Annotated in this window: 32 protein-coding genes and 1 other RNA gene; 26 read left to right on the forward strand and 7 right to left on the reverse strand. The window is 38.6% G+C overall.

Annotated features, from left to right (window positions below; genetic code table 11):
- The 5 genes from AC1DDX_RS02065 to AC1DDX_RS02085 all read left to right on the forward strand — a co-directional run.
- A partial coding sequence (locus tag AC1DDX_RS02065) for a hypothetical protein (protein ID WP_477621742.1) occupies positions 1–259 on the forward strand: 259 nt, incomplete at its 5' end.
- Entirely contained in the window at positions 260–565 is a 306-nt protein-coding gene (locus AC1DDX_RS02070) for a DUF551 domain-containing protein (protein WP_477611952.1), read from the forward strand.
- Positions 565–885: a hypothetical protein gene (locus AC1DDX_RS02075; protein ID WP_477611953.1), complete on the forward strand. Its 321-nt coding sequence runs from the start codon at positions 565–567 to the stop codon at positions 883–885. The genes AC1DDX_RS02070 and AC1DDX_RS02075 overlap by 1 nt, the downstream gene beginning before the upstream one ends.
- A gap of 358 nt (positions 886–1,243) precedes the next feature.
- Positions 1,244–1,636, forward strand: a complete 393-nt coding sequence (locus AC1DDX_RS02080) for a hypothetical protein (RefSeq protein WP_477611954.1) — start codon at positions 1,244–1,246, stop codon at positions 1,634–1,636.
- 17 nt (positions 1,637–1,653) lie between these two features.
- Positions 1,654–1,878 carry a DUF6965 family protein gene (locus tag AC1DDX_RS02085; RefSeq protein WP_477611955.1) on the forward strand — a complete coding sequence of 75 codons (225 nt, stop codon included), beginning with the start codon at positions 1,654–1,656 and terminating at the stop codon, positions 1,876–1,878.
- Here AC1DDX_RS02085 and AC1DDX_RS02090 read toward each other — a convergent pair.
- Genes AC1DDX_RS02090 through AC1DDX_RS02100 form a run of 3 tightly spaced genes read right to left on the reverse strand, consistent with a single transcriptional unit; the run spans position 1,871 to position 3,802 of the window.
- Positions 1,871–2,752, reverse strand: coding sequence for a DUF72 domain-containing protein (locus AC1DDX_RS02090; RefSeq protein ID WP_477621743.1), 882 nt, complete (start codon positions 2,750–2,752; stop codon positions 1,871–1,873). The two genes, AC1DDX_RS02085 and AC1DDX_RS02090, sit on opposite strands and share 8 nt — an antisense overlap.
- A gap of 31 nt (positions 2,753–2,783) precedes the next feature.
- The gene (locus AC1DDX_RS02095) at positions 2,784–3,491 is read right to left on the reverse strand and encodes an SOS response-associated peptidase (protein WP_477621744.1); all 708 of its coding nucleotides are present in this window, start codon (positions 3,489–3,491) and stop codon (positions 2,784–2,786) included.
- A 26-nt stretch (positions 3,492–3,517) separates the two neighbouring features.
- On the reverse strand, positions 3,518–3,802 hold the full coding sequence (locus tag AC1DDX_RS02100; RefSeq protein WP_477611959.1) for a hypothetical protein: 285 nt from the start codon (positions 3,800–3,802) through the stop codon (positions 3,518–3,520).
- 226 nt (positions 3,803–4,028) lie between these two features.
- Between AC1DDX_RS02100 and AC1DDX_RS02105 the strand changes: the two genes are divergently transcribed.
- The 15 genes from AC1DDX_RS02105 (at position 4,029) to AC1DDX_RS02175 (ending at position 17,392) form a co-directional block, all read left to right on the forward strand.
- Positions 4,029–4,697 (forward strand): hypothetical protein, encoded by a 669-nt coding sequence (locus tag AC1DDX_RS02105; protein WP_477611960.1) that lies wholly within the window; start codon positions 4,029–4,031, stop codon positions 4,695–4,697.
- A 10-nt stretch (positions 4,698–4,707) separates the two neighbouring features.
- Positions 4,708–5,109 (forward strand): hypothetical protein, encoded by a 402-nt coding sequence (locus AC1DDX_RS02110; RefSeq protein WP_477611961.1) that lies wholly within the window; start codon positions 4,708–4,710, stop codon positions 5,107–5,109.
- 2 nt (positions 5,110–5,111) lie between these two features.
- Positions 5,112–6,206 carry a major capsid protein gene (locus AC1DDX_RS02115; RefSeq protein ID WP_477611962.1) on the forward strand — a complete coding sequence of 365 codons (1,095 nt, stop codon included), beginning with the start codon at positions 5,112–5,114 and terminating at the stop codon, positions 6,204–6,206.
- Positions 6,206–6,718, forward strand: a complete 513-nt coding sequence (locus tag AC1DDX_RS02120) for a hypothetical protein (protein ID WP_477611963.1) — start codon at positions 6,206–6,208, stop codon at positions 6,716–6,718. The genes AC1DDX_RS02115 and AC1DDX_RS02120 overlap by 1 nt, the downstream gene beginning before the upstream one ends.
- 2 nt (positions 6,719–6,720) lie before the next feature.
- Positions 6,721–7,038: a DUF6706 family protein gene (locus tag AC1DDX_RS02125; protein WP_477611964.1), complete on the forward strand. Its 318-nt coding sequence runs from the start codon at positions 6,721–6,723 to the stop codon at positions 7,036–7,038.
- Positions 7,038–7,355, forward strand: a complete 318-nt coding sequence (locus AC1DDX_RS02130) for a hypothetical protein (RefSeq protein WP_477611965.1) — start codon at positions 7,038–7,040, stop codon at positions 7,353–7,355. Before AC1DDX_RS02125 ends, AC1DDX_RS02130 begins: the two co-directional genes overlap by 1 nt.
- Positions 7,348–7,803 carry a hypothetical protein gene (locus AC1DDX_RS02135; protein WP_477611966.1) on the forward strand — a complete coding sequence of 152 codons (456 nt, stop codon included), beginning with the start codon at positions 7,348–7,350 and terminating at the stop codon, positions 7,801–7,803. Before AC1DDX_RS02130 ends, AC1DDX_RS02135 begins: the two co-directional genes overlap by 8 nt.
- Entirely contained in the window at positions 7,800–8,207 is a 408-nt protein-coding gene (locus tag AC1DDX_RS02140) for a hypothetical protein (RefSeq protein ID WP_477611967.1), read from the forward strand. Before AC1DDX_RS02135 ends, AC1DDX_RS02140 begins: the two co-directional genes overlap by 4 nt.
- Before the next feature lie 32 nt (positions 8,208–8,239).
- A complete protein-coding gene (locus AC1DDX_RS02145) occupies positions 8,240–8,809 on the forward strand; it encodes a hypothetical protein (protein ID WP_477611968.1) in 570 nt (189 codons plus the stop codon).
- Between the two features lie 2 nt (positions 8,810–8,811).
- Positions 8,812–9,033 carry a hypothetical protein gene (locus tag AC1DDX_RS02150; RefSeq protein WP_477621745.1) on the forward strand — a complete coding sequence of 74 codons (222 nt, stop codon included), beginning with the start codon at positions 8,812–8,814 and terminating at the stop codon, positions 9,031–9,033.
- Between the two features lie 68 nt (positions 9,034–9,101).
- Positions 9,102–9,752 (forward strand): hypothetical protein, encoded by a 651-nt coding sequence (locus tag AC1DDX_RS02155; RefSeq protein ID WP_477611970.1) that lies wholly within the window; start codon positions 9,102–9,104, stop codon positions 9,750–9,752.
- Between the two features lie 113 nt (positions 9,753–9,865).
- Positions 9,866–13,789, forward strand: a complete 3,924-nt coding sequence (locus AC1DDX_RS02160; protein WP_477611971.1) for a tape measure protein — start codon at positions 9,866–9,868, stop codon at positions 13,787–13,789.
- 18 nt (positions 13,790–13,807) lie between these two features.
- The gene (locus AC1DDX_RS02165; protein WP_477611972.1) at positions 13,808–14,251 is read left to right on the forward strand and encodes a hypothetical protein; all 444 of its coding nucleotides are present in this window, start codon (positions 13,808–13,810) and stop codon (positions 14,249–14,251) included.
- On the forward strand, positions 14,244–15,845 hold the full coding sequence (locus tag AC1DDX_RS02170) for a hypothetical protein (RefSeq protein WP_477611973.1): 1,602 nt from the start codon (positions 14,244–14,246) through the stop codon (positions 15,843–15,845). The genes AC1DDX_RS02165 and AC1DDX_RS02170 overlap by 8 nt, the downstream gene beginning before the upstream one ends.
- A complete protein-coding gene (locus tag AC1DDX_RS02175) occupies positions 15,842–17,392 on the forward strand; it encodes a hypothetical protein (protein WP_477621746.1) in 1,551 nt (516 codons plus the stop codon). Before AC1DDX_RS02170 ends, AC1DDX_RS02175 begins: the two co-directional genes overlap by 4 nt.
- Positions 17,393–17,396: 4 nt before the next feature.
- On the opposite strand, the gene AC1DDX_RS02180 is transcribed toward AC1DDX_RS02175, so the two are convergent.
- Both AC1DDX_RS02180 and AC1DDX_RS02185 read right to left on the reverse strand, forming a co-directional pair.
- The gene (locus AC1DDX_RS02180) at positions 17,397–18,326 is read right to left on the reverse strand and encodes a restriction endonuclease (protein WP_477621747.1); all 930 of its coding nucleotides are present in this window, start codon (positions 18,324–18,326) and stop codon (positions 17,397–17,399) included.
- 409 nt (positions 18,327–18,735) lie between these two features.
- On the reverse strand, positions 18,736–19,326 hold the full coding sequence (locus AC1DDX_RS02185) for a hypothetical protein (RefSeq protein ID WP_477621748.1): 591 nt from the start codon (positions 19,324–19,326) through the stop codon (positions 18,736–18,738).
- 128 nt (positions 19,327–19,454) lie between these two features.
- On the opposite strand from AC1DDX_RS02185, the gene AC1DDX_RS02190 reads away from it, so the two are divergent.
- From AC1DDX_RS02190 to AC1DDX_RS02215, 6 genes are all read left to right on the forward strand, one after another.
- The gene (locus AC1DDX_RS02190) at positions 19,455–21,926 is read left to right on the forward strand and encodes a phage tail protein (protein WP_477611977.1); all 2,472 of its coding nucleotides are present in this window, start codon (positions 19,455–19,457) and stop codon (positions 21,924–21,926) included.
- Between the two features lie 183 nt (positions 21,927–22,109).
- Positions 22,110–22,334: a hypothetical protein gene (locus AC1DDX_RS02195; protein WP_477621749.1), complete on the forward strand. Its 225-nt coding sequence runs from the start codon at positions 22,110–22,112 to the stop codon at positions 22,332–22,334.
- Positions 22,335–22,425: 91 nt separating this feature from the next.
- Positions 22,426–22,983 carry a TIGR02594 family protein gene (locus AC1DDX_RS02200; protein ID WP_477611979.1) on the forward strand — a complete coding sequence of 186 codons (558 nt, stop codon included), beginning with the start codon at positions 22,426–22,428 and terminating at the stop codon, positions 22,981–22,983.
- The gene (locus AC1DDX_RS02205; RefSeq protein ID WP_477611980.1) at positions 22,983–23,375 is read left to right on the forward strand and encodes a hypothetical protein; all 393 of its coding nucleotides are present in this window, start codon (positions 22,983–22,985) and stop codon (positions 23,373–23,375) included. Before AC1DDX_RS02200 ends, AC1DDX_RS02205 begins: the two co-directional genes overlap by 1 nt.
- A 163-nt stretch (positions 23,376–23,538) precedes the next feature.
- Positions 23,539–24,090, forward strand: coding sequence for a hypothetical protein (locus AC1DDX_RS02210; RefSeq protein WP_477611981.1), 552 nt, complete (start codon positions 23,539–23,541; stop codon positions 24,088–24,090).
- 128 nt (positions 24,091–24,218) lie between these two features.
- Positions 24,219–24,803: a hypothetical protein gene (locus tag AC1DDX_RS02215; protein ID WP_477611982.1), complete on the forward strand. Its 585-nt coding sequence runs from the start codon at positions 24,219–24,221 to the stop codon at positions 24,801–24,803.
- Positions 24,804–24,850: 47 nt separating this feature from the next.
- Here AC1DDX_RS02215 and AC1DDX_RS02220 read toward each other — a convergent pair whose 3' ends face one another.
- Both AC1DDX_RS02220 and ssrA read right to left on the reverse strand, forming a co-directional pair.
- The gene (locus AC1DDX_RS02220; RefSeq protein ID WP_477611983.1) at positions 24,851–26,026 is read right to left on the reverse strand and encodes a tyrosine-type recombinase/integrase; all 1,176 of its coding nucleotides are present in this window, start codon (positions 26,024–26,026) and stop codon (positions 24,851–24,853) included.
- 153 nt (positions 26,027–26,179) lie between these two features.
- Positions 26,180–26,546: a transfer-messenger RNA gene (ssrA, locus tag AC1DDX_RS02225) on the reverse strand.
- Between the last annotated feature and the right edge of the window lie 26 nt (positions 26,547–26,572).

The following is a 26,572-nucleotide window of genomic DNA, read 5'->3' on the forward strand; positions in this document are numbered from 1 at the left end:
ACAACAGTATTGTCATGAATTGGAGGCTAGAAATAAGGAGTTGGAAGAGGCTTTGGAGATAAGAGATAAAAATATCAAAACTCTTAGTGAATGGTTTAAGAAAGAACGATCTGAAAACAACATATTCAGAAAATGCTTAGAAAGGATAGTAACTATTTCTCCATTTAATAGGTCAAAGTCTATTACGATAAGATGGAACGGTGAAGAGATACTAAGGCAGGTTAAAGAAATAGCAGAACAAGCACTAACTAAGAAGTAGATGAAAACACAACAGATAAAAAAAGCGGCCAATGCTGCTAATGCATATAAATTATTATGTAATAATACCAAAGCAGAGCCATTTAATGAAGGGTTTGTTGAAGGGGTAAAATGGGCTTTTAAATGGATAAACGTGAATGATGGTAAGCCAGAAAAACTTACTTTGGTTGTATTGATTAATAAGGATAAAAACAAAATGGAAGTAGGTTATTATATTGAAAGCATTGATAGGTTCTTCAAAAATAACGAACGTGCTGGTAATTTCTTTAATGCAACTCATTGGACGCCCTTACCAGAATTGCCTTAATGAAAACAACAACCATAGAAGTCCCATTGTACTATCAATCACTTCAAATTGTAGTTGCACCAAATCTGCAATTAGCCTTGAATGAAATGGATATAAAGGAAGATGCAGAGGATTTTGAATCATTTTTAATACCAGGTCGGCACAAAATATTATTACTGATTAAACCAACTGCTCCATCGAGTGTTATCGCTCACGAATCAGTCCATATCGTAAACCAAATATTTAAAAGCGCCCATATCCAGTTGGACATTGACAACGATGAGCCACAAGCTTATTTAATGGGATGGGTAGTAGAACAAATAACTAAAACAATAAAATAATGTGTAACTGTAAAAACATAATACCCCAAACGAAGGAATGCTATGATCAGATGATCTTAGTGGATATACCTGAGCATATGTCTGCTTATAAACAGGCTAGGTTAAATAAAGGGCTGTCTGGCACTATTAGCATTGATCCGTGTATTTTTGAAGAGATTAAGTACTTATGGAGTTTAGGTATATCGACCGGTGGCAGTTGCTGTGGTCATAACACCCACGAGCCGTTTGTTAACGTCCTGTATGAAAAGGATATTGACCAAATGTTAGCGTTAGGTTATATTCAAGAGCATTGGGATACTGAAAGAAAAGATACGTTTAGATGTGAGTCGGTTTGATTAAAATAACTAAATTAGCACTTATGAAAGCCACCGAACTAAGAATTGGTAATTACATAGACGCAAATTTTGCTTCAATTGAAAAACCTGTAGCAGCTTTTGAAAATAGCAGGGTACAAGAGGTCAATGAATCCAGTGTAAAAATTCAGGACAAGGTGATTATTCATGAATACATTGCACCAATACTAGTAACTGAAGAATGGCTGGTAGCACTTGGTTTAGAGCGTAAAGATGAAGAATATTTCTACGTAAAAAACGGTGATCGTCAGATTTTAATTGATGTTGACGGCTTTGATGTTTGGTTTGATTACAAAGAAGAAGGTTACCATTGTGCTATTAAATACGATTTAAAATACGTTCACAGATTACAGAACTTTTATTTTGAATTGAACGATACGGAGCTTGAATTGAAATAGTTTCCTACCTTCGCGGCATGAGTAAGGGATATGTTACAGCAGAAGATTACGAAGCAGCATTTCATGGGATAGAATTACCACAAGGGCGAATTGAATTGAGGCCAGGTGCAACGGTGCCAGATGTGGCTTTATTCCTGGATAAACAAATAACAATCCTTCGTATGGGTACGCACGAACGAGTTAAGGAGCCGGTAAGATGGCGGTTAGATCGATTGTTGGAGATTATTGACGAGGCTAAATAAATTTCAGGGTAGGTATGGTTGATCCCATATGCTTATTGAATTGCTTAATCACATAGTCCGCAAGTATTGGGGTGTTTTTTTCGTCATGTTGATGGACAATAAAATAAACAGCTTTTAGTCCTTTGCTACCCCATTCCTTTAAACGCTGAACCCACGCATCAATGCGATCAAAATCAGATTGTTGGTGATTAGAGCCATTTCCAACAAAACGTATATAAATTTCAGGTACGGTTAATTCCATATGGAGTACGTCCCTACGTCCTGAAGCATCGGTTATAGCCCAACCAATATGATTATCAATAAACAATTCTAACACTTCTTTACGATCAGAAAAGAATTCTTCATGCCTTAACTCTATAAAGTATTTGTGTTCTTTTGGTAATAATCCAATGAACGTTTCAAGGTCATTAAAACTTTTTGGAGGAAAATTGTCGCCAACCTGTATCAGTATAGGCCCAAGGTATTCTTTAAGTTCTCCTACTGCTCCCATGAACATGCCCAATGGTGTTTCGACATCCTTTAATCGCTTTATATGGGTAATAGTTCTACTCATCTTAGGGAAGAATAAGAAGCCAGGGCGTTTAACCATCTCATACCATTTTCTTATTAAACTAGGATTGGGAATTGAATAAAAAACCGCATTAAGTTCGATGCATTCGAAATGCTTGGCGTATTCTTCTAAGAAATCCGCTTCTTTGGTTTTTGGTGGATAAATCATTCCTATCCACTCCTGACGTCCCCACTTTGAGCAACCTACATAGCACTTTGTATTTGTAGGCACCCCCGGCACGGTTTGTTCAACAGACACACCATCGTTTGGCAATGTAAAATCAATGTACTGTATATCTCTATCTGCTACTTTTCCAAAATCCATAATTACATTTCATGTTCATCAATTAGTTCACCTACCTAGTAGGGTTGATCACTGGCTCTAATATTTCAGGGATATTACTTTCAACCCTTTCGTTTAGGATTTTTGAAACTGGGTAAGCTGCCATATTCCGATCATCGCATGGTTTCATAAGATCTTTAATCTGTGATTTTGTTAATTCTGGGTCTAACCACATTTCAATTTGATTATTATCGATCATCAAAGGCATTCGTTTAGCTGTATTATGTATGCCAGCCATTAACTCGTTTGCTGGACCAGTTATTATTGTAAATGCATCAATATAACCGCCACTTAAGGAATCTATCCATTTATTATGCACACCGAGAAGATTAAAGAATTGATGTTCTTTTGGGTGGATGTAATGGGGCACTTTTTCCTTACCAACATGTTTAGACTCGAAGAAGCCACTCACCGGTACAATGCATCTTCCAGTATAAATTGAATCTTTATAATTGTACCAAACACCTTCGGCTCTCGCATTCAGCCTCGCATTTTTAGGTTTTGTCGCTTGGTCCAGGCTTTCAATATCCTCCGGGATATATCCCCATCGAATTAATTCTAACTTCTTTCCACTAGGATCATTCACTAATACGGGCAGTTTAGGTAAGGTAAAACCATTTGCATGATAGTATTCCTGTATATTTGTTGCCTCCGGAAAGGGTGCGTCAAATGCTTTAATCAGATCATGAGCCTTTGCCTTAAATGAAACGTGGTAACACATGGTTTTAAGTTTAGGGATTAAACATACTAAATATCGTGATTGTTTTCAAACCAGCCAGCATCTTGTAATCTATCTAAAATGGCATCGCTATCGTCCGTAACATAACGCTCCTGGTGAACAGTCTTTTCGGTCGGTACAAGCCAATTAACTCTCCATTTGCCCAATGCATAGTTAATACTACCCAATACCCAATATCGGTTAGGAGAGGGTTCAAAGTAAATATGAATCCCGTTAAGACTACCGCTGACTTGGTTAATCACTATTTCCCGTTCCTCATCACCATAAGCAGCTTTAAACTTAATAAATTTCATTCTTTAAATTTTTGGACTGTAAAATTACTAAAATATTTAGCATTAGTCAAGTGTTGCGTCGTTGTATATGCATTAATGAATAATTGGCATACACTTACTAGCTACGTGTAGTAAGCTAGGTTACTTTAGTGGGAGCTGCTATAGGGCTAAATTTGGGTATTCGCAAGGTGTAGTACGAGTAATTAACGGATGCAACTTAGCAACAAACCCAAAAAACAAATTTATTATGTCACTTAAAATTAAGATTGCAGCACGACTGAAAGCAAAAGCAGCAGGAGTGAACCTATCAAAAGAAAGAATCGATGCAATTGTATTACGTGCTGAAAAGGGATTAACGGACGAATCGGACGACACCCTAATTGATGCAAATCTGGATGCGATTAATGACCTGACTCCTTTTAAGGATATCGCGGCATTAGATGATCACGAAAGGGCAAAAGCAAAGAAAATTGCTGATGATAAAGAAGCATTGAGATTGAAAGCTATTGAGGAAGGGAAAACTCCTGAGCCAGAACCAGATCCAAATGAAAGCTCAACTGATAAGCTGTTAAAAGTTCTGTTAGCAAAGATCGACAAACAGGAACAGGCAATTTCAGCAATGGGGACTGAAAAAGTGACAAATACCCGTAGGGAACAATACGCTAAAGCATTGGAGGGTACTTCTGATGTGTACAAAAAAGACGCTCTTGCTGACTTTGATCTTCTAAACTTCAAGGATGAAGATCACTTCACCGGTTGGTTAACTAGCAAGTCTGAAAGCGCTAAAGCATTTGTACAAGAAGATGCCAACGATGGATTAGGTGTATTTAAACCTGTAGGCGGTGCTGGCGGTGCTGGCAGCAAAAAAGAAGCCTCAGCTGCTGAGGTAGAAGCAGCAGTAGATTCAATACTTTAATTAACAACAAATGTCAACAGCAATTGGAAATTTAGCTAACGCTGCAACATCACTGAATACAGGAAACGATTCAATTGTGATTGTTGAATATATCAGCGGTAAAGTTGGCGGTGCTACTTTGGATGTTACTGGTTGGGCCTCGGATGTAATTCCAAGAGGACACGTAATCATCCAAGAAACCGCGACAGGTAACCTTAAGCCGTGGCCGGTATCCGGTGCAGCTTATGATGCATTACCTGCAAATCATACCATTTCGCCTTATGTAATGGACAATACAGTTTTAACCACAAGACCGTTCGCGGGATTGATGGATAGAGGTACTGTAAATCCAAATGCTCAGGCTTATACTATCAGTTCAGTTCTGGCAGCGATTAAGACTGCTCAACCACAAATCATTTATAGAGCAGATTAATTATGGAACCATCATTATTCACCGCATGGGTAGCGAAGTATTTCAAACCCTTAGTTGCGAAGGTTGTTGAGAAAATCAACGGCACAAAAGTACCGGATTCTTATCGTCACAAAACGATGCTCCGTAAGGAATATTCTCCTACATTGAAATGGAATTCAATTAACGTAGATGGGTCTACAGTAGCGGCAGATGTCGTTTCAATGGACTCTGCACTACCATTAAAAAAACGTGATTCAATCTCAAAAGCAGATGGTGACATTCCTAAATTGGGTATGAAACTAGCCTTGAATGAACGCACGATGACTGACCTTAATATCCTGGCTAATAGCCCTGCAATTCAGGAAAGCGCACTTGTAGCTAAACTCTTTCAAGATACCGCGAAATGTATCACAGGTATTTATGAGCGTCTGGAATATATGTTTCTTCAGGCTCTATCTACAGGGATTACACTTATACCTGACACTGAAAATGTAGGCTTAGGTATTCGTGTTGACTTTGGCTACAAAGCATCCAACAAGTTTGGGGTAGCAGTGGTATGGTCAGCAGGAGCGACAGGAACTCCTTTGAGTGATTTTAACAGGGTGAAAGATGCTGCTGATGCAAATGGAGATACCATTACTACGGTAATGATGGATACGTTTGCCTTCAACAACATGCTGAAATCAACAGAATTCAAAGAGCGCTATGCAGGTTCATTAGGTATCGCTGTAAATACTTCATCAGTGTTGCCGATCCCAAATAAGGATCAGGCGAAATCGTTCATCTTGGGCGAATACGGTTGGACTATTGATATCGTTAACCGTACTGTGAAAACAGAACGTGACGGTACTAAAACCAACCGTAAGCCTTGGGCCGAAGGTGCTGTTGTATTCTTAACATCTACTGAGGTAGGTACACTTACATGGGGTACTCTTGCTGAAATGGTTCACAAGAATAAAGCAGTTGACTATCAGGTTGCTGATGAATTCATCTTGGTTTCTAAATTCCACAAAGTTGATCCATTGAAAGAGTTTACCTCTTCTCAAGCACTGGTTTTGCCAGTAATCAACAATGTTGATGAGATCTATTTATTGGATTCTAAAACTGTTCAAGCGTAATGGGAAAAGCTAAAACCGACAGTGCTTCTGCTCAAGGTAGTGGGAGTAATGAAAATAAAGAGTTGTTTGACCACATAGTGGTACAAGAGGACTTGGACGCTAACCCGGAATTGGCTGAGTCAGGAGTAAAAGTTGGCGATACCATTCAAGTCCCTGTAAAGTCTGATGTTCCTGATCAAGTGAGTGAGGGTGATGACGAGGAAAAACAAGAAATACCTGAGTGGGCTGTAAAGGCATTAGTAGGAATATTTGATCCTTTATTTAAATCGTTGTCAGACGAAATATCTGACCTTAAAAAAGCCTTAGTTAAGGCCAATAAGGAATCAACTCCTAACGCTGTATCCGTTGAAGATGATTTTGATGAAGATGCTGATTATGTTGTTGCCTCAGGCAAATCATTCCGTGATTCGAAAGACTTCACTCAGGAATATACTGAAGGTGAGGATGTGTCCCATTTAGACAAAGAAGTTCAGAGACGATTATTTGCTAACGGTTTAATAGAAGAAGCATAATCATGACCATAAAAGAAGCCCTTTCAACCAAAACAAGATCGCTTAACGTAACTAGCGAGGAACTTGACTTAGCAATACTTGAAGCAGGATTGGATGGCAGTGCCACATATAGCCCTGAGACAGATGGTAAAGCGGTTGATATGATTTGGGCGGGGCTTCTTTTATCTACCATTCAAACGGTAGAGGTTAAAGAGGATGATGTAAGCATTAAGTATTCGTCAGACTTGCGTGGGATATATTCATGGATAATGCGCAAGTGGGGGATGGTAGATCCTTTTTTACCAATTAAACCAACTGTAAAACAAAGACTATTCTGGTAATGGATTTTCAACCGCACATAGCTACCTGGAGCGTACCAGGAACGGAGCCACAAACAGATCCGGAAACTGGATTTCCAATTCCTACTGAGGATATCACTATGTCTGTTCCTTGTAGGTACCATTCTGAAAATGGCAAACAGTTTACGAATGAAGTTAATCAGCCTGTTTTTCAGAAGGGTAGAATCAGATTTGTAAAGGGATCTCAAATGCCATCATTATATGAAAACATTAAGGTTACTGATGGTGATGTGGTAGTTTTTGAGGGCCCAGTTATGGAAGTTTATCGTGGACAATTAGGATGTAGATGTGATGTTTAGTATAGAGGCAAATTTTAATCAAAGCAAGATTCATTCGTACATAGAAAAGCGAATTGAGGAGCGTGTTAATGAAATCGTTGCTTTTTTACGCGAAAAAGGTACCGAGTATACTACAGCCGCGAGGAATAAAACATTAGCCGGTAAGCCATATACCAATAGGACTTTCAATTTGGTGTCATCAGTTGGTTTTGCAATAGTTAGGCAGGGTAAAGTTCTTGAGTCATATTTTCCTTTGTTAGAATCAGGCGACGAGGGACGGAAGAAAGGAGAAGCCACAGCAGAGAGAGCAGCGAAAGAATATAGTGAGTCTGATGATGTCGCATTGGTATTGGTCGCTGGAGAATATTACGCGAGTTATGTTCAGGAGACGTACGATTTTGATGTTACCAAACTGGCATCTGGAGCTTTTGCTAAGTTTCTACGAAATCTATGGAGGAATAAGGAATGAAAGACGGTATAGACATGGTTCTTGATGTTAGAGGATTAATAGATGTACCCTCGTTCACAAGTTTAATCGATGGTGAAGTTTATGGTAACATTCGTCCTGACAACAGTATAAAGGCAGATGTCGTAGTGACTGCGCTTGGCGTGAACGATGATCCTGATCAAGACGGAGCCGGAAACATAAGGTTATATGTTCCAAAGATAAAACAATCCGGTATAATGGTTACAGATCAGACCAGGCTACGGGAACTCGGCAAAGTGATAGTAGGCCTAGTAGATAATCAGTTTAAACCAACATTTAGAGTATGGATAGATGAACGTCCAAAATTTAACAGAGACGCTGATGGTTCATATCATTTACACATGGGATATCAGTACCATTCAATTCGAGAAAACACAGGTATTTAAAAACCGCCTTAGGGCATTAAAACAAATAAATTATGGCAACATATGCAGTAGGCGGAGTAGAAAAAATTAGAGTCGCACCCGCAGTAACAACAGAAGCGGCAATTACAACTGGATTAGCTTCAGCGGTTCAGTTAGAGTATGTGGCGGACGCAGTTGCGTACACCCGGAACTCTGACACTTTAACTGATCTTGTTCCGGAGGATAAAGATGTTGCGTTTGTAACATTCGCAGCTCCAGGAGAAGCCGATCAAATCACAATCGGATTACTTCAACAGGACCCAATTGTAATGGCGATGTTCGAAAACATTGTTTACACATCAGCTACCACAAAAATCGTGAACCTTGCTAAACGTAAAGTCGCTAATGTAATGTTAGAGATCACAACTCGCAGCATGAAAGATGGTCGTAAACAAATTATCGTACTTCCAAACGTAGCAGTGACTTTAAGTTATGTGAACAACTTAAATAAAACATCGTTACAGCAATTGCTTTTAACTGGTAAAGTTGGTTCATTCAAAACCACTACTACTTTACTTGATGCGATTTCAATCAAAACTTGGGTAACTGAGGCAGGAGCGCCAATTGACTCAACAACTCCTTAGTCATGGTTAAGGTAGAAGTAGTTAGCGATTTTTTTGTAGAAGCTACAAGATCACATTACGTTACTGGATGGAAAGGAGAGGTATCAAATGATCTCGCTCAAAGACATGGAGAAGAGGGGACTGGCTTTTTGAAAGAGTTACCAGAAGACGCAGAATTGACTCCACTACCAGAGACTTTATCGAAAGCCGCTAAATCTAATGACGGGAAAAAGATTAAAAAGTAATTAAAGTTGTCCCAATCAAATAAAAGCCCTGCCTGTCTCAGATAGGGCTTTTTAATTTCAACTACAAAATGGAACAGAATTTTATTCTACAATCAATAGCAGACACTTTTACAGGAAAGCCACTTCATAAACTCACAATTCCAGTGAAAAATGTTCAGCCTCCTAAAAAAATAATCGTGAGTGCTGCTCAACCTATAATAGTAAAACGAACTATATGGGATAAGATATTCAGACGGCCAATTGCACCGCAGTCATATACGGAAGAAATTGTGAGATATGAGGATGCTGAAACAAGTAGAACATACGAAATAAAACCCTGTGTAGTTGCGAATATGTACCGTGTCGCTGGACGGGCCTCACAATTGCCAAAGGCATTGTATTCACATAAAAGTGATAATTTAAAATTCATTCCAGAGCACATGCCTACTATCGCTTATATAGTTGCGGCAGCTATTCAAAATAATCACTTAGAGCCAGATCAAGAGTTAATTCAGTTTATTGAACTAAACCTTGATGCTGATGAGATGTATGAGGCACTGAAAGCTGTTTTTAGTAGTTTAAGAATGGATTCTTTTACGAATTCTATCGTCTTAATGACAGGAACAGTAGGGATACTGGATCAACAGACGAGTCCAGCGGACGGGAGCGAGTTAATAGCCTCCCTCATTCAAACATCGGATCAGCTTGCAAACACTTCGGGTGGTCAGAATGGGATGTAAAATGGAATCTAAGCTGGGACAACTTTGTATTGTATCTGGCTAGTATACCGAAAACAAATAGTGAGGATAAAGAAGTAATAGAAACAAAGGATTCAGACGAAATATTTTAAGTTATGGGCGAATTATTAGATTTTAAAGCAAAGGTAGATTTCACTCAAGCTAAAAGGGATATAGACAATTTTGAAAAGATGCTGGCTAAAGTAGGTGTTGCCCCTGCAGCTTCCACATCAAATTTCACTCAGGCTAATGTCGGTATGACTAAAGCCATCCGGGATTCATTACTGGAAACCGAGCGGTTAAGGCAAGAGAATCTGCAGTTACAGAACCAATGGCAGCAGGGAGCGATATCTCTAAATGAGTTAACTGCCAAACAAAAGCAGAATACCATTGCCCGACAACAGTCAACTAAAGAGGCTAAAGAGGCAAGATTAATACAAGAGCAGGTTAATGGGTCTTATTTTGCTGCTCAAGCTAGATTAAAGGCTTTAGGGGTTGAAGTGAAAAGCTATGAAAATGGCTTAAAAAAACTTACCCCGGAACTTAAGAGTAAGGTAAAAGAATACAATGAACTGAATAAATCACTCACGAAGTTTGACGAAGGTATGGGTAACCACCAGCGTAAAGTTGGCTTCTATTCATCGGCCCTAAAAGGAGCTTCTGGGCAACTCGCGGGATTCGTAGCAACGTATGTTTCTGCGGCAGCCGCCATGCAACTTATCAGTGCTACTTTTACACAGTCGTTAAAATCATCAGCAGTCAGAACTTCTTTAGAATTCACATTTGGATCCGTTGACCTTGCGGATGCTAAACTTGAACAATTACTTGATACTGCAAATAGATTAGGTGTAAATTACAATGCCCTGGTTTCTTCCTATAAATCATTTACTGGAGCTGTAGTTGCTTCAAACTTTGATTTTCAACAAGGAGAACGAATATTCAATGCAGTTGCCGGTGCGGCATCAAAATTAAAGCTTTCCAGCGAAGATACAGAGGGGGCATTACGCGCACTGCAGCAGATGATTTCTAAAGGCAATGTTCAAGCGGAGGAGTTAAGAGGCCAATTAGGTGAGCGTATACCTGGTGCATTTTCAATAGCCGCAAGGTCCATAGGGGTAACAGAAACACAATTAAACAAGATGCTTCAGAAAGGTGAAGTTCTTGCTGCCGACCTATTGCCTGCTCTTGCTACCGAACTGGAAAAAACATTTGGTTTGGAAACAACCAAAAAGGTAGAGGGACTGAACGCTGAAACAGAAAAATTCTTCAATATATTTTCGGGAGCTGTAGCCGAAAGCACGAATACCAATAAATTCTTTGAAACTGTACTAAAAGGATTCAATGAAATCTTTGGTACAATATTCAAAATGGTAAACTCTGATAGCTGGAGTGAATTTTGGACTAGGTTAACTATTGGTTCATCTGTAGCAGATACAATGAAAAGCATTAGTAAAGCTACTGAGCAAGCTAATAAAGCAATTAGCAATACATTAAACATTCCTTCCGGAGATGCAAAGAAAACCACGTTTGCATATGAAGAGTTGTCTTTGGCTTATGAAAAGGCCACAAAAGCATTAACAGATTATAAAGAAGGAGTAAAAACAGGGGCATTGGTTGATGGAGGAAAAACGAGCATTCAATCTTTAGAAAATATAGTTAATGTGACTAAAGCAAGGATGGAAGCCGTTAAGAAGCTGATTCCTGAAGCCAAAGCAACAAGCACAGAAGAATCTGCAGCAGAAAAAGCGGCAAAGCTAAAATTGGAGCGCCAGGCAGAACGGGAGGTAAATGCTCAAAGAACTTTACAGAAAAAAATAACGGATATTCAGAATGAGGCTTCTCGAAAAACACTCACAAAGGATGAAGAAGAAGTCCAGGCGGTTAAAGATAAGTTTGCAAAAATAACTGAAGAAGTCCGTGTATTCAACGAGAATCCTAAAAACAAACTTAAAGTAGATGGGTCTGGACTTGCTCCGGCAATGAAAGCTCAAATCATCTCTATTGAATATAAACAAGACACCGAGAAACTAAAAGAGTCATTAGAGGTTCAAAAAAGCCTATATGAACAGTACGAATCCTATAAAACGGAATTAGGTAAGAAAGCTGCTAATGAACGCTTCGGTGCCGAAATAAATACTAGTAAAAAATATGCTGATATCTTACAGGACGAATATGATAAAATCTTAAGTTTCGGTTCAGCAAAAGGTTTTACTGGGGCTATGACGGAGAGGATGAAGTTCTTGGAGCTTGGAATTAAGGCCGAGGGGGTAGTTGAGCAAAAAAGGCAGGATGATTTAATTAAATCTCTTAGATCATTCGAACAAGAAAGACTATCGCTAGAGGACCAATATAAACAAGACAGAATTGATGTATTAGCAAAAGGCGGAAGCGAGGGACTTGCAGAACTGGATAAACAACATGCGACAAAACTTGCTGCATTAGGTGATGCTCATTTAAAAGAAATTGATGCGTTTAAGGAATTGTATGCAGGAATAGATCGGCTGTCTGATGAAAATGCACTAAAAGTCGTCTCTAATGCTGAGGACGCTTTAAGTCTCCTTAAATCTAAAGGAGTAGTTATAAGCAAAGAATTAGAGTCTGAACTGAAACAATTATTTGGAGATTCCAAAGAAGCCATAGCGGATAGATTACCGGATCGGCTTATAAATCTGGCAAATCAAATTGATAATGTTGCCGGCGCTGTTTCAGGTGTTGACGAGAACTTCGGGAAATTACTTTCTACCCTAGGAAACGTTGTAGGCCAGGTTGGTAATATCAAAAAGGATATGGCCGATCTGCAGAAATTCAGTGGGAAAGGAAAGAATGGGTTGGAGGACTTTAGTTCTATTGGACAGTTAGCCTCCGGCTTTGCTATTTTTAGTGCAGGAGCATCAATATTCTCATCTATTTTCAAGTTGTTTGATAAGTCTGCGCAACGTGAAGCTGAGGCTAAATATGCAAGAGATATTCAAAATAGACAACAAGAAGCTTCTAATAAGCTGTTAGAACGCCAAATTTCACTTATAGATGAAGCTTACGGAACAGATAGGATTTTAAAGTATGACCAGGCTTTAAAAACAGCAAGAGAAAGTGAAGCAAAATATGCTGCTGACGTTGCTGATAATTTTAAAACCACTGGTGATTTATTAACAGATAGCTTCTTAAAGCAAATAAATGAAGGTGTAGATCCGAAGAAAATATCCGGAGGGGATTTCTTTAAAAGGGACGCGTTCCTTGATAAGTTTTACAAAGGACAACTTAGTAAGATTGGTGATATTTCAAAATTAACAGTTCAGGAGTTAAGTGCTCTTGCTGAGGGTGGTCCAATCGATGAAGGCACTCAAAAACTAGTAGAGAATTTAATAAATGCGAAACAGGCGGCTATAGATATAGTAAATAAATTAAATGCTGAATATGTAGGACAATCTTTGGATTCCTTGGCCGACAGTTTCATTTCTACACTGACTGATGGAGTTGGGGATTTCGGCAAAACATTTGAAGAAACTATACGTAAATCTATCCTGAATGGGTTTAAGAGTAAGTTCATCCAAGATCAGTTACAGTCCTTTTATACAGAATTTGCTGACTTGTCAAAAGGAGGATTGACTAAAGAAGAAATAGCGACCTTAAAGTTATCCTATGATAAGGCTACTACTGCAGGGGAGCAGAGGCTAAAGGATTTAGAAGCCATATCAGGAGTTAAATTAACCGACACTGGAGGCGGGAATCAACCCGAAACCATGAAAGGCCGTATCGAATCGATCACCTCTAACCAGGCAGATAAATTGGAAGGCGTATTAAGAGGAACTCAACTTGCTACAATCCAAGTAAGGGACTTATTAAAGCCAATTGGTATGACCATGGGCGAAATGTTGGAGATAGGAAGGGGTAAATTAGCATCATTGATAAAGATCGAGCAAAACACGGGGAAAACGGCAACGAACACTGATAGGTTGGAGAAAATCGAAACAGCGTTGGTGAGTATCGATAAGAAGATGAACGACAATAAAAATGCTTTGTCAGGCAATGGGTATGTTTAAAACAACTATAGGGTTAGGATGTTAAATCAGGCTGATATAAATGGTATTGAGGTATATGACGCCTATGGTCTTTGGTTCACAAACGGACTGAAGAGCATGGAGCGCCCTGCCGACCTTAAAGAAGCCGAATCTCAAAGCTGGCCTGAACGTGATGGTCGTGAATATCGGTTGACCACCAAGCTTGATGATTATGATGTATCTCTGGATAGTGTGTTGAGCGCACCTACAATGGCTGAGTTCTTAGTTAAGAAAGCAGCATTATTTGCAGTGTTAGGCAATGGATTAATCAAGGAGTGGTTTGTATACTCAACTGGCGTCACTTATAATATCAAATACAATCGTGCTACGAATTTCGATTTTATCAATACCGTTGGAGCTATAAGCGCAAAGTTCAATATTGAACTAACAGTGACGCTTCAACAACAAGAAGAAACAATTTATATACTAGACGGGAATGGCTGAGCAAATAGTAATTGGTAGGATTCAAATGCGTAGGCGTGTTGCCGTTTTATGGTCTGCGCTTAATGAGATATTAAAGGAGGGAGAGATTGGTGTTGTTATTGACACTAACCCTATCAAATTTAAAATAGGCGACGGATTTACTCCATGGAATGATTTGCCATTTGCTCAAGGTGAAATCCCTCAGGGGCAGTATGCCGGGCGGGCAACCCCTTCAATGAATCCTGGTACGCAAACCACTCCAGTATATTATACGGCTAATCAGGCCGGTACATATACCAATTTTGGAGGCGTTATTTTGCCTGCCAATTCTCAGGGGTATATTAATTGGACAGGTTCTGTTTGGACAATTGACTATTTCACGATGACCCTAGATAATTACCTGCAAAAGACAGGGATTAATACGAGGCCCGGCGGTAAGAATGAAGCTAATACTGCACGAGTTGTTCAAGGTTCAATAAACTCATTAGGTAATTTAGGGAGTACTACTAATGTAAACCGGAAATCGATAGTTGGGCAACCTGTTATTTCGGGTCAGCATTATAAATTGTCGGGGATGGCTTTTGCTTCAGGCAAAAGTATTGCTTTTAAAAATGCATCCAATGTTTTAGTGGGCACTGTAATTACCGGGTCTGCGATTCCTGCCTCATTAACTGCACCAACTGGAGCAGTAACTGTTGATTATACTGTTAGATTAGATGAGGCTAACGATGCGGGATGGGTTAACCTACAATGGGAAAAGGGAGATGTTGCCACATCGTATGAAGCCTACATCCCATTAGCATATTCGATAGATGGAAAATCATTCTCCGCTAAAGCTCTTGAAGCAGGTAATTCCGTGACTGACCCTGTTGATTCGTTTAATGCGACAAACAAAGGGTGGGTAGAAGTAAATACACTACTAATTTCAGCTATCAAATCAAGGGCTATAAGTTTAAACTTATTTAACCCTAAAAGACTCGATTATAACGGGGATTGGAGTGAAGGAGGGTTTCTTTATGATTATGCTATAAGTAATATAACTGGAAATTTAACCCCAAGTCCAGGATGGATAACAGCGATTACCCGTATGACCAAATTCCCGATTCCAACCCCATATGCATTCGGAGGAATAAATCTCGGAGGAACCGGTAATAGTTCATTTTACAAACGTAGTCCAAGTGAAGGTCTGCCGAATACAGATCACAAATACAACGGTACTTTTAATTCTGGTGATACAAAAACTTATACTTCTGATGCTGATTCAAAATATTTAGGGGTAACGATTAGACGTCCTTTAGATGCTGATTCAGTATGGCAAGGTACTGCACGCGTTAATGAGGGTAGTGTATTACAACCATATGATGTTTTCAAACAGGAAGCCTATGAGATGGCTGGAAGAAGTTTAGCCAGTAGTGGAGGTGGAGGGCAGACATTTGATCAGGACCTAAATAAAGCTGACAGCCCTGAATTTGTTGATTTGTCCGTTTCATCACTTCAAACAGGCGCATTAATTGCCTTATTACCTGAGGGAGCAGGCACACCACCAGTTGGTGTGGTAATTGGTGATGCGTGGATTGATACAACTAATGACTCCATAAAAGTTAGGAGAGTATGATGAAAGTAAAATTCTGGCCTAAGGGTATGGGTATAACTACCAGGATTTGTAATCATCGGTACGATGCTGTAATGACATTTTCACACCAGACTGATGATAGATATCAGAATAGTATTTTTGCTGCTGAAGAATATGGCTTTAAAAATAATTTCTGTTTAGGTGCTTTTGTAAATAATATAACTGGAAATTATAGCGTAGGTATCTCTGAGGCTGAAGCCTCTGGTTTAATGAGGCATGACATATATTATCCAACTGAATATTGGAAAAATCCAATTACAGGAGTAATTCAAGTTATTCCTGATTGGGGTGTAACAACGTGGACATCAGCTGGTGCCGCCGTATTTCCTGTAACTGCCGGAACTACCAAGGCAAACAGGTATCCGAACCATGGCCAGCAAATGTACGATCTAAGTGCGGGAGCGTACGGATATGATGTTATAAATTCGGTATCAGGTACAAGTAATTTGAGTGAGTACGTTGGTGTGATTACCTATGTTCAGAACTGGCTAAAATCCCTTACAGGTAGATCGGTATCTGGTGGTAGTTATCGTCTTGGTATTACCAATATGTTTCCTCTGCAAGCTCCGAGATGGTTAGGTGTTAGAAACAGCGTTCCATCACCATCTGTAAATGGCGTTACTGGAAATACATTTTATGGCAATAGCAAGATTTCTGGCAAACTAGGCATACCAACGAGCTCAATATTTTCCAGACAAACATGGAATACGTACCCATCAACCTCAAGATGGTGGGATATGTGGAATAATGATGGTTTCACTAAAGCGCAAGCAACTACCTATATCCAGGCTCAAATTGCCTTAACGTTAGCAAACGGTGGTTGGTATAGGGATTTTTGTCACTGGCACGCGGCAAAGGCAGCAGTATCAGGTATAGCTTCGTTAGATGAATTTTTGAGCGTTGTCAGATCGGCTGTTGGTTCAAATTTCATTCACACTTGCAGTAATGGTGAGGCATTGGAGTACATGTACTTAAGGGAATTATCTCATCGTGCTACTGCTTATGAGTTGAATGGAGATGTTCATATAGTTGTTGATATGTATGATCAATTTAAGTCAACTTCAACCAGTGGAATACTTAATGATGTTCCATTAGATAAAATCAATACGCCTTTAACCATAAGCATTGATCTTTCGGCTTCTTCTCTTGCAGGGAAATTCATTTCATTGAATTACGGCAAGGCGATAAGTTTGGGTAGTGACCAATATTTGATCGAGGTGCCTCTTCTTTCGAAAGAAGAGGGTTTTATGTCAATAAGAATCAAAGAAGTAGTGAGTGCCAATTATAGAACATTAGCTAGGCCAACAGGATCTTTCAGTATAACGGGTGGTGTACTTTCAGGAACTACAAATATGCTTTGTAAAATAGTATTATTTAGTGTTGCTACTGGTGGTGCAGAATATGATAGTTTACCATTTTATAGAAGTTTACAATATGCAACTTCTCATTCGGTTGTTGTCCCTGCTGGTAATGATTACAGAGTAGGTATAATATCAGAGAGTGGTCAGGCTAATTTGGTAGTGGTTTAGTAGTTTATTTTCTATTCACTTGGGCAGGCCTAAACCCTAAACTATACATGTATAGTTCAGAATACCTAAATGCTACAACTTCTAGATGGGCTTGGTTTTTATCAAAATTTGATATGTCTTTAGTAGTCCAAGTTGAACCACCTATTAATTTTGGGAATAATGAAGGTGATATTTCGACATGTGAAGTAATAATTTCTTCATTTAAATGATTTTTTAATACTCTGTAGTCAGCAGGTGAAATTGAGGTTGATTTTACATCATGACCTTCATATCGATATACTATTTGCAGACGTACGACCGCTGTCGAGATCCCGCTTGTTGGATTAATGCAAAACAGTCCTTCTGGATCTACGTCGAAGTAAATTAACTTACCACTTTTATCGATTGGTTGCCTGTTAATAAAGTATCTTTTGTACATTTCGGATCTCCCTAAAATAATTCCATCCTTCATAAAAATGTAACTGAAGTCATCAATTTTATTACATTCTGTAGGTGCATTCTCGAGGGATGCTAAAAAGTTTAAAAAACAAGCGTGCTCTGTCTTTATCACGGGTATGGATAGTTCCATTGACCATTTCTTTTTAATAGCTGAATGAGCAGAATAAACCTCAATTCTTTCCTTTTTTGCATAATCAATAGCTGGCACAGAAAAGCCAGTATTACAAATTAAAATACCTTTTTGAGCCCTAACATCTTTTATAACCGACTTAAATTGACCGATTGTATTCACGTCTGCCTTTCTTGTCCAATCTTTGACTTGCACTATTATTAATATATCTATATCTAATATTTTAGATCTAATTGATAAGTCTATTTKCCGTTCGATTCCTGTATCCAATCCAAAAATATGGTCATCTTGAGTTATGATTGCATCGCCTTCTAACTCCTTATAGATTTGTTCAACTAGTAATTCGTATTCTTTTCCTTTTTTCATAAAAGAGCGTTTAATTTGGAAAAATTAACAATATCAATCTTCACCCAAAACTAAGTCTTTGAAAAATGCTTCAAGATTAGTATTGTCCAGAAAAATATCGGAGTCTTTAAATACTATTTTTTGCATTATTAATCTAAGGATATGATCAATCGATATCGAAAAGTCAATCAGCACCTGGTTGTCTTTATGTTTTTTGCTATCCAATGCTTGACCATGCATAAACTTAGATCTTACATCGTAAATATCTTTTACTGTTTTGTATATCTCTTTTTTAGTTTTTGAGGCTTCTTGATGTATATAGAATGCTACACGTTCAGCAACTTTGTGAGATATTTCGCTTCCGTCCGTTGTGAATAAGCATTCTAATGCTCCTGCGTAGAACGATATTTTTAATACGGGATAGGTAGCATTAACTTATTTTAGAGCCCATCATCTTTCCTAAGACATCTTCATGCGGATTTTTAATATCTGGACGTTTAAACTCTTGTAGTTTGAATGATAAAATCTGCTTAGATTGGATTAACTGTTCAATAAGCTGCTCTGGTCTGTATGTTATCTTATCGAATAGTCCTGATGCATTTGAATTAAGGGAAAGAGTGTAATTTGTGGAGGTGAACAGCGGATGAAGTACCGCGGAAAAAGGACAGAAAATGCTATTATCTGTAAACATCCAAAAGATGGGCAAGGAACTTCTGGACGCCTCAGAAAATTTACGAAATCTTTCAGGTAATATTAGCTTTTCTTCATCATGTATAATCTCTTTCCTTATTATAAAAAAATCAGCATTCATTAGGTTTTTGTACGCTTGAGTGCCAATTTGTTCAATAAATAATTTGTTAGTAGTTAGATTCTCAACAAGTTTTTTATCATTAGTATATGTTAAACCCATGTGGGTAAAAGAAAAAAGCTCTCTGATAATTAGATTATCAATTTTACTTATAAATATGGCCTCCATTAATTTAGAATTAGGTATTGAATATACGCATTCCTTACCAATCATTCCAAGTAAGCTTCACAAGTCCTCTACCCTTTATACCAAAGGTATTTTTGTATGTGAACTACTCCATCAAACGAAATACATACGAGATTGCTAATATAAGGCCGACTGGACAGCAGGAAAAGGAGATCATGACAAAGGATATTGTGCCTATGTCCTTCAATGTACCGAATGCTATTCACTTCCAAATTGGGGATTATGTTGATGTATGGGGAGAACGTTATGAGTTGTATGAATTGGCTGAGCCAACTAAAAACCACACTCAAAATTTCGACTACAGTCTAACCTTCAAAGCGCAATGGTATAAATTGAGCAAATGGAAGTTCAGGGGATATGATGGCGAAAACCAACTTAAAGTTATAGAGTGGCAGTTTACGGGAACTTTGTTAGACTTCCTGACGATGATTGTTGTCAATGCCAATCGAAACCTTGCTGGCTGGACCATTGGGGATTGTGATGAGTCTGAAATGCAAACTTTGTCCTTCTCCGGAGAAAACATTCTACAAGCCATGAGCCAGATTTGTGAGGCTTTTAAAACAGAGTGGAGCGTAACCAATCAGGTTATTCATTTTGCAAAACGCGGTGAAGTTACGGGGTATAAGTTTGAATACGGATATGATAAAGGATTAAAGGGTGGCTTACGTAGAACCAATGTTGATTCAAGCAATGTGTTCAGCAGATTGTTTGTTCAAGGTTCAACTCAAAACCTACCTGCTGATTATAGGTTTGGCCAGAAGCGATTACAATTACCTGCTGGTATGGACTTCATTCAGAGTACGAAATACGGCCCTGATGAAATTGAGGCTGATGTGGTGTTTGATGATATACGTCCGGAACGAATAGGTACAATCAGCGCTATAGATGGTATATTCAAATTCAGCGATAGTGGTTTAGACTTTGATATCAATGAGCAACTATTACCAGGTTTATCAGCTAAGATTTCATTCTTGTCTGGTTCACTTACCGGCTACAACTTTGAGATTCAAAAAGGGGGGTATAATCCAACTACCAAGCAAATCACCATTGTTAAAAGTGATTTAGAAAAAGAGTCCCTGCCAAATGATACTTTGCATCCACAGGTTGGTGATACGTATTACATCTTCGATATTGAAATGCCTGATTCCTACGTTACTGATGCTAGTAATAGGTTATTGACAGCAGGAGCAGAGTATGTAACTAAAAATGCACCACCTAAAACAGCTTACGAAGTATTGCCTGACCACTTCTACTTTGAACGAAATAGCACTGTTTTACGCTTAGGTGATTTCTACGGGGTGAAAGATCTTGACTTGTTACTTAACAAGGATATCCGGATGATTGGATATGTTAGGGATTTGCATGAGGAGTTCAAATACCTATCCATGCAATTGTCTGATGTGGTTAATTCTGCAGAGATCGTAAGACAATACAATGAAACTGCTAAGGTTAAGAAAGCATTGAACCTCAATAAGATCATGAATGTTCAGCGTAGCCGAGAGAACTGGAAAACTACCATGCAGTTGACTACATTGCTAGATACGTTGAAAGCGGAAATGTTGTTGATCACTGTTGATGGAGGGGCGTATCAAACTAATATAACCAGTACCACAACCCTAACAGATTTCATTGCTACTGATGGACATGTGTTTCATGAACAGTATACTGAGCATAAAGGTATTTGGGATGTGACAGGACTAACAGCCAGCCTTGTAGATGATATTCCATACTATATTTATATACGTGCTTCACGGGCTGCCAATAGTGCTCAGGTCATAAAGTCGCCTACTAAGATTGCTGTTGAATCGGATCCTTTGTTATATTACTTCCCGTTTGGGGTGATAAGTTCGATTATCGATGGTGATAGGTTTTTTACTTCGTTAAGGGGGTATACAAGGGTTACTGGTGGGCAAATTGCAACCGGTGAGATTGTGGCCAATAATGGAGTAAGCAATATTAACCTTGATAAGGGCACCTTCAACTTTCAAAATATATTGGCTCAAATCGCATTTACTGAGGAGGGGGTGGTGTTGAACGGTAAAATAATAGCTACTTCTGCTGAGTTTATTGATTTAATTGTTCAAAACCTTAGGACCAAAGCCACAGGAAAGCGGGTACAGATACTGGAATCAGAGAATAATATAGAGATATACAATGCCTTGGAGCAGGTGTTGATACAGTTGGATGATGATAGTGCTATCGAGGGGACATATCAGACATATGATGCACCAGTACTAAATCCAGATGGGTCATATCCCAAGGATTACTTATGGAAGAAACCAACAGGAACACCTGGGGAGTTTAGATATACCTATGCTATTTTAGGGCCCGGAGTGTCGGTTGGAGTTTCTCCTACAGATGCTAATGGATATTCAACATTCGGAAGAAAAGAGATTTCTACAAATGGAGTGTTTAAGGCAGGCTTTGATGATGCAGAACAAACAACAATATCAAAGGACGGCATTACCACGACAGGAGATTTCACTGTTGCAGGCAACGTAGAAATAGGTGGAGATATAACTTTAGATGGAGATCCGGTTTTCACTGGCGATATCGAGTATTTGAATGGCGTTGGTACAAACGCTTTCCTAAGAGTGAAAAATGGTTTGATAACAAGTCCAACTTAAGATATCTTCTTACTATTAATCACTTTATGCACAGCATCGCTATTAATTTCTGGCTTATCGCATTTCTTTTCGCAGCTGGTAACACCTAGAATCACACATACTGCTAATACAATTGTTTTCATAGATTAAATGTGCAACTATTGTTTCACATTATCAAGTGTTTGTGAAACTTTATTTTCACAGATGTATTTGCTATATTTGAATATGGACTTCAAAAAGTACATTATTGAACAAACAGCCGTGGATTTAGGATACATTGCAAGAAAGATGTGGCCTGATAATAAATCAGCAAAGACTTATCTTAGCAGGAAGTTAAACGGAACCGATGGAAGAACCTGGACTCAAAAGGATAATGAACTCGCAAAGAGGGTTCTGAATGAATTGGGTATTGAGTTAGCCAAGCTTTAAACTTACCAACACTTTCAAGTAAGCCTCACAATCCGTATAGTTAGGTTCGTGGAGGTAAATTTGTGTAACACCTAAAAAGGTGGTTTATACAATGGGAAAATTATTTACTGGCATAGATTCATGGCTAAATACAGAGCCTAACCTTCCTAAGGAATTACAAGAAGCATTACGACATAATGGGTTAACCGAAATTGCAGGGGAAAAGCATAACCCAACAATTATTGGATGGCTAAAAGAGTTAGGGATATTTGGTTGGATCAAAACCGATGAGTCGCCCTGGTGTGGCGTTTTTAAAGGTATTTGTGCCCTTAGATCAGGCTGGTTAAAATTGCCTGCTCCACAAGTTGCTGCTGCTATTTGGTGGGCTACTTGGGGACGAAAAGTAGAGATTAAAGACGTATGCGTTGGCGATACATTGATTAAAAGCAGGGTTGGTGGTAATCATGTGACCTATTGTATTGGCGAGAACGATAAATACTTTCGTACTTATGGCGGTAATCAGTCAAATATGGTATGCCCTGGATGGATGCTAAAATCAGAGGTAACTCATGCTCGCAGGGCAATATGGAATTCAAGCCAGCCATTGGGAGTTAAAAAACATTATTACGCAAACCTAGACGGAACACCGGCTAAACTTAGTGAGGCCTAATGGAAGAAAATCAATCCCCTGTCCCTGGTAGCAAACAAGATATGATCGATCGTAAAGGTGCATGGATCGAACGGATGTTTGACCGCTTGTTTGGAGCAATACAAAAGAACGTCCAAGGGACTATTCTCATTCTCTCTGTTGCTTTAAACTTCTGGCAGTTCAGTATCAACAATGATTTGCAACAATTGAGAATTGCTGATATCACCACCCTCAATGAAAAGATCAACAAGGCCGTTGAGCAACGCGTGAACTCAAAGGTTACTGAGCAGATGCTTCCCATACAAGCCCAACAAGATAGTTTAAATAAAACTGCAGATACTTCATTTAGAAAACTCAATGAAACAGTTAATTCATTTAAAGAAAAATACATCAATAAAAAAATCAAGAAATGAAATGGATTTTAATATTACCCCTGTTTGCATTATTGTTGGCCGGGGCCAAACCGATTTACGTTGAACCATTGAAACCCTACCAACGAGTAGTTGTTCCAATCAATACGAAAGTCGATAGTATAAATACAATATTTCAGGAGTTGGGTGTTATAATCGAAAAACCATGAAACGGATAGTCTACCTATTATTCGTGATCGGCCTACTTGCATGCAGTGGTTGCGGGGCATTCCGAAAGGTGTTCAAATCAAAACAGTATTCTATCCTTACCAGTCAAACTGAAACTAAGCGGGATAGTGTAGGGCTGACTATTGATAAAACCATTACTACGATTAAAGAACAAGCAGATACTGTGATTAATGTTCCTGGTAAAGTTGTTCAGCAGCCGGTATATTTAAATAAGGATAGCTTAGTTAGTGGTATCATGGCTATACAAAGCGATCTGGTAGATGTTCAGTTGACATTAGATCCATTGACGGGGATATTAACAACTAAGGCTACGCTACATCCACAGCTCATACCGATTAAGTTTGATAGGACGATAATTAAGGCAAATGATATAACCTCATCGTCCAATGTTAAGGGGATGAGTAAGGCTAGTAACAAGCATGAAGAGGGTTCAAGTATCGTTGATAAAGATCCGATACATATTCCTTGGTGGACTTGGTTAATAGGATTTTTGGTAGTAGGAGCATCGATATGGTATTGGAAACGTTAATGGAATTAGACTGTTTTATGTAATTTGTTATAGGCGCCCGATTACACTAAGCTTAAATATAAAATTTTAAACAGATTTGTAATTGCTATCAGATTATTTTTTGGTTAATTTTATTAAAAACCAAGTATATGTCACAAGTTCTAAAAGCGTCTCGAACAGAATTAGAAAAAGCCAAACAAAGGCTGGAAGAAATGAAAGGAGAGTCAAACCCAGTAAAATTTGAAAGTTATTGGAGGGATTTTTTAAATTATATAGAAAAATCATGGCAAAAGTCCGAATTCGAATGTGACCATATAAAAAACAAATTTATACCATGGCGCGGGTCATATGTTAAAGCTAGAAAAACTGACCCGCTATTACAATACTTGAATCAAGCGCGCGATTCAGATAACCACTCAATTCAGGAGGTTGTAGTAAAACAGCAAGATAGGGTTAATATCAGACCATCGAAAAGTGGCGACCTACACATAAAACAAATGGTAATTGTAGACAATGTTTTGGAAACCTACGATGGAGATCCAATAGATATCATTGCTGTTCCTGGCAGAATAGAAGCGATAAGCGTTGTAAATAGAGGTGTGGCATTTACTCCACCTAATGCGCATAATGGACAGCCAATAAAAAGGCACAAAGACCCAATAGAGATAGCGGAATTAGGTATAGAATATTATGAGAGGTATTTAAAGAGAATCGAGGAGAAATTCTTTACCTAACTCCTTTGTTATTAAAAATAACATAGTTTTAAATCAATGGTATGCTATTAATCCCCAAAAATATCATCTGCAGCTTTATCCAACACATCATCTTGCCTTATATCATTTAAGTAGATCTGGTGTACAGCCAATGTACTATGTCCTAATAATTCCATTGTTACCATTGGATTATTAATCTTATCGATAGCCATACGAGCAAAAGTATGTTTCGCAATGTGAGAGGATAAGGGTTTTTTAATTCCGGCCATGACCGCCAGTACCTTCAAATTCTTATTAACAGCTGTTGTACATACTTCTTTATGCTTCAACCTGGCCCGTTCGTTTTCAAACTTTGATAGCTTTTTATTAGGCCTCCATGTAAAAAATGGAAATAGCTTATCGTGCTTGCCAGAATACTTATCCAATATCTCCTGAGCGCGGGGTATTAGTTTTATCGTTAATCCCTTCCCGGTCTTATCTGCCGTATACATAAACCGGCCATCTTCAAATTGTTTTGCCTCTGCTTGTAGTAAGTCTCCAACTCTTATCCCACGCAAATATACCTGCATAAGGAAAATATCACGCGTGGCGGTAAGCAGATCATCATCAGGTAATTTTAATTCTTCCAATGCCTTTAATTCAACGCTGGTTAGTTTAAGTTTTATTGTTTTTTCTGATGCTACTTTAACCTGTTTAATCTCCCTGGTTACGCCTTTATCTGAATATCTTAATATAATCCCACGAAGCTGCTTAATCTTCATGATAATCGTATTATTTTTATTCCCCTTAGATACATAGTTGGATATCAGGTTATCAAACCACTTCTCATCGATATCAGATAATAGTACGCCCGTTTTAACTTGTTTTTTTAAAGCAGAAATCTTGTCATAATATCCTGACTTAAATTCAGCCTTCAACCGTTCCAGTTCTAATTCTATTGCTTCACCCAAAGTAAGCCTCCGTTTTTCTGAGAAAATATCTGAAATACGCAAATCACCAGACTTCAGATCGTATAGTTCCTTTTCAGCTTTTGCGTACTCCGTTGAAATATAGGAATTGATACGAGCAGCATTGGTAACATTTGTTTTTACTCGATTGGTTTTGAAATTCCAGTTATCTGATTTACACCTGGCAATAACTTTCTTCTTAACCCGACCATCAATAATGTACTGTAGCACGATTGGATGCGTATTATCGGTGTAAAGTTTAGATGTGTACATGTGGACCTTAAGACTGGCTTTCATGGTGTAAATGGGTTTTTACTTATGGTGTTTCCTTGGTGTAAATAAAATGCGTTGGATATTGTGGTTAGGTGCAGCAAGTAAATATAGAAAAAATGCTTTGAAACAAGAAAGGAGTGGTTTAGAACTTGTCTTAACCACTCCTTTCCATTTAATCCGTGGACCCGAAGGGAGTCGAACCCTTGTCCAGTTGTGTGATAAATTATGCTTTCTTCATGCTTATTTTCCAATTAATTGTAGGGATCTGGCGGGCTGGAAACCGACCTAACCTTTCACCTTAGGTACTTTATCTCACAAATGTAGCGTACCTTACAAATGCCAGCTTCGTTATTTCGATGCTCCGGATTCTAGCCTAACGATGCAGCAGCTAGAGGAACAAAAGCTTATCTAATTCTAAATTAGGCAGCTAAGGCGTAGTTATTTTCGCCAATTATAGTTTGAACGTTATCTTTTAAGTGCTCTCCGTACAACGCACTGCATGCTTACATACTCAGCGCCACCCTGTCAAATCCAGAACGAGCCCATTATATGTGCTGATGGTGTGTGGTT

The sequence above is a fragment of the Pedobacter sp. 10L46_2 genome, assembly GCF_056395165.1.